Below are 3,679 nucleotides of genomic sequence, written 5' to 3' on the forward strand. Positions count from 1 at the left end.
CCGATCGGCGGCGCCGGGGCACGCGTTGCCTGCGCGGTTCTCGAACGCGAGTGAAGATCAGCGATCGAGTTCCGAATAATGGCGGAAGATGCCGGCCTCGTTGAAGGGCTGCCGGCGGGTGCTTGCCAGATAAGCCTTGATGCGCGGGCGTTTCTTCACCGCGGCATGCAATGACGAGACGAGGGGCCGGTTTTTCAGGAGCCGGCCCGTTGCTTTCGGAAAAGCGTATTTGAGGCCGTCGACCGTGTGGAAGAGCGACAGGTCGGCATAGGTGAGCGATTTGCCGACGAGATGCGGCTTCGATTCTGTCGCTCCGTTGGCGGTGAGGATGCTTTCGAAATAATCCAGAAATTTCGGGATGCGGGCGGTACGGAATTCTTCCGCGCGACGGGCGGCTTCCTTCTTCTGATCCTCGTAATAGAGGCCCATACCGACAGGGTGATGGACGTCATGTGCCTCGTTGACGAGGTCGGCGATGGTGAGCTGGAGCTGATGCGTCCAGAGGGCGCCCTTCTCCGGGGTGGGCGCGAGGCCGAGACGGGGCCCCAACCAGAAAAGGATCGCCGCAACCTGGCCGACGATCGTCGTCCCGTCGCGCAGGAAGGGAGGCGCGAAGGAGGGGCGCGCGACTTCCGAGGCATCCATCAGCGCCATCATCTCGTCCATGCCGGTTTCGCGCTCACGGACGACGTCGATCCAGGGCGCGCCCGCCACCTCCAGCGCCAGGCGGACATATTCACCGCGCCCCGGAATGCCGGGCCAGTAGAAGAGTTCATAGGGCTTGCGGCGGAATTTTTCAGGCATGGGGTCTCCTCTGTCGATAAATCTAGGGTCGCGGACCTCGACGAAAAGGCAAGGAGATCCGCGGGATTCCGGCACACGTCGTATGGAGAGTATTTTCAGGTTGAATAATGATGATATTTTGATTATTTTATACTGCGAAGGTGTCGAATCCCGCGCCGGGAAGGCTGTGGGCCGCCAAAAAGGACCAGGAACATGACCGATGACGGCAACGAGGCGCGGACGCGCCAGGAGGGCATGGTGACCCGATACAAGGTGGGTGTGGGCGAGGATTTTCCCCTTTCGGACAAAAAGGAGCGGGCGAGACGTTTCGATCATGAGCATAGTCACGGCGAATGGCGGGGCGGCTTCCATGCACCGAAGCTCCTCGTGCTCCTTGCCGTGATCGCGGTCGGCGTGGCGCTGATCTCGACGGCAGCGAGCTATCCCGTAACGACGCTCGCGGTGGCAGCCGTCGCGCTGCTTTTCGCGCGCGACCATTTCCACGGGCGGCGCAGCTTCCGGGACCAGGGCCATCGCGACCGGAGAGACGCGGCATGAGCAGCTTGAAGGAAGAGGCACCGGAAACCGGCGACAGCGAGGAGCGGCGCGGACGGCGCGGCCATCGCCACGGCCGCCGGCACAAGCGGCATGGCGGCGAGGAGCGCGACACCACGCGCGTGCAGCTCGAGATGCCGCCGCAAGCGATGGAGCGGCTGCAGCAGCTGAAGGACAAGACCGAGGCCGCGTCCTATGCGGAGGTGATCCGCAACGCGCTCCGGCTTTACGAGGCGCTGATTGACGAGGCCGAGCGCGGGGCCGAGTTCCAGGTCAAGGGACCCGACGGCATGGCCGTGCCTTACAGGATTTTCCTCTGAGGGGTGGTGCAGTCCCTCTCGCCGTCATTGCGAGGAGCGGAACGCGACGAAGCAATCCGGAAGGCCGCGCATACCGCGTTTGACACTTCAGGATTGCTTCGCTTCGCTCGCAATGACGGGCAATATAATTCGTATACAAAAAACTTAACGCCTATCCGACTTCAAGCCGTGTCGGTTCGCCGGGTGCGGCCGCAAGACGCGCGGGCGGCGCGGCGCGGACAGGGAGGTGGCAGGCAACGCGAGTGCCGATGCCGGGTGTGCTCTCCAGCGTCACCCAGCCGCCATGCAGTTCGATGAAGGAGCGCACCAGCGAGAGGCCGAGGCCCGCGCCGCGGCGGCGGTCGCCGGAGCCGTGCGCTTCGAAGCGGTCGAAGACATTGGACTGGAATTCGGGCTTGATGCCGTCGCCGGTGTCGGCGACCCAGAGCTCGACCGAGTTCTCGAAACGCGCCGCGCCCAGCGTGATGGTATCGCCGGGGCTCGTGAAGGCCAGCGCGTTCGACAGCAGATTGATCATGATCTGCTTGATACGCTTTTCGTCTGCGCGGACGATGCCTATATCCTTCGGGCAATCGATTTTCAGCACCACCCTGTTTTTCTGCGCCGGACGCTGGGCGAATTCCTCGGTCGCGTAGATCACTTCCGACAATTCGACATCGGAAAGATCGAGCGTCATGGCGCCGGCCTCGATGACGGCGAGGTCGAGAATGTCATTAACGACATCGATCAGCGTTTCGGAGCTTTCGAGAATGCCTTGCATGTATTCGTGCTGCCGCGGATTGAGCGTGCCGAACATCTCGGTTTCGAGGATTTCACCGAAGCCGAGAATGTTGGTGAGCGGCGTGCGCAACTGGTAGGAGACGTGGCTGATGAATTCCGATTTCAGACGGTCGGCGGTTTCCAGCGCATCGTTGCGTTCGCGCAGCGCATTTTCGATCTGGATCGAATCCGTGACGTCGACGAAGGTCATCAGCGTGGCGCCGTCGGGCAACGGCACCTGCGCATAATCGATGACGGTGGCGTCCGGGCGGTTGAGACGGCCTGTCGACTGGGCGCGCGTGGCCGAGGCACTGGTGATGCCCGCGATGACGCCGGGCACTTCCGGCACACCGTCGATCAGCGCATGGGCGATCGCGGCGAGATCGTTGACATGGGGTTCGCCCTCGAGATCGCTCGGGTCAAAATTCCAGATGCGCGAGAAGGCGGGGTTCGAAAGTTTCAGGCGGCCATCGGAGCCGAAAACGGCAACGCCTTCGTAAAGATGGTCGATGGTTTCACGCTGCACGCTGGCCAGCGTGTTGTAGGAACTTTCGAGATTGAGACGCTCGGTGATGTTTTCGTAGAGATAGACGACGCCGCCGAAAGGATGCGCCTGACCGACCAGCTTGACGGTGCGCCCGTCGGGCAGATGCCAGTATTCCTCAACCGGATCCGGCGAGGTGTAGATTTCCATGCGCGCCTGCTTCCAGGCCTGAAAATTGGCCTGCTCGGGCAAGCGGCGGCGAGCACGCAGTTCATCGAGGATTTCGCCGTCCGAGGGTCCCTGATCGAGCCATTTCGGATCGAGGCCCCAGAGGGTTTCGAAAGCGCGGTTGTGGAAGGCGAGACGCTTGTCCGGGCCGCAGATCGCCACCGCCGTCGTCACGCGGTCAAGCGTCGCGGCATGACTTTCGATATGACGGCGAAGTTCGCCTTCGGCCTCGTCGAGTGCCGAGACGTCGATGGCAACGCCGGCAACACCTTCACTCATGCGTTGTTCGACAATGTCGAGGGCGCGACGTTCGCCGGCCATGATGGCATGGCTGCGCTCGCGCACGCGGGGACGATCGAAAAGCGCGCGGCGAAGGGCCGACAGCGTTTCCTCATTCAGCAGTTCGAGGCCCTTGATCACCGCATCTTCGGGCGAGGCGGCGTCGACCGCACTGGCATAGGCCGCGTTGACCCAGGCAAGACGCCCATCATCGTCACGCCGCCAGGCCGGCAGAGGCGCCGTCATCAACTGTTCTTCGAAACGGGCACGC

At 62.7% G+C, this 3,679-nt stretch carries 4 protein-coding genes; 2 read left to right on the forward strand and 2 right to left on the reverse strand.

Going from position 1 to position 3,679, the window contains the following annotated elements:
• Positions 1 to 57: 57 nt before the first annotated feature.
• A complete protein-coding gene (locus WEB61_RS02710) occupies positions 58 to 804 on the reverse strand; it encodes a glutathione S-transferase (RefSeq protein ID WP_368062792.1) in 747 nt (248 codons plus the stop codon).
• Positions 805 to 996: 192 nt separating this feature from the next.
• Here WEB61_RS02710 and WEB61_RS02715 point away from each other — a divergent pair, with 192 nt between their 5' ends.
• Positions 997 to 1,341, forward strand: a complete 345-nt coding sequence (locus WEB61_RS02715; RefSeq protein WP_368062793.1) for a hypothetical protein — start codon at positions 997 to 999, stop codon at positions 1,339 to 1,341.
• Positions 1,338 to 1,658: a ribbon-helix-helix protein, CopG family gene (locus WEB61_RS02720; protein ID WP_368062794.1), complete on the forward strand. Its 321-nt coding sequence runs from the start codon at positions 1,338 to 1,340 to the stop codon at positions 1,656 to 1,658. The genes WEB61_RS02715 and WEB61_RS02720 overlap by 4 nt, the downstream gene beginning before the upstream one ends.
• Before the next feature lie 151 nt (positions 1,659 to 1,809).
• Here WEB61_RS02720 and WEB61_RS02725 read toward each other — a convergent pair.
• On the reverse strand, positions 1,810 to 3,679 hold a 1,870-nt coding region (locus tag WEB61_RS02725; RefSeq protein ID WP_368062795.1), incomplete at its 5' end, for a PAS-domain containing protein.

The sequence above is a fragment of the Parvibaculum sp. genome (assembly GCF_040882025.1).
Classification (GTDB): domain Bacteria; phylum Pseudomonadota; class Alphaproteobacteria; order Parvibaculales; family Parvibaculaceae; genus Parvibaculum.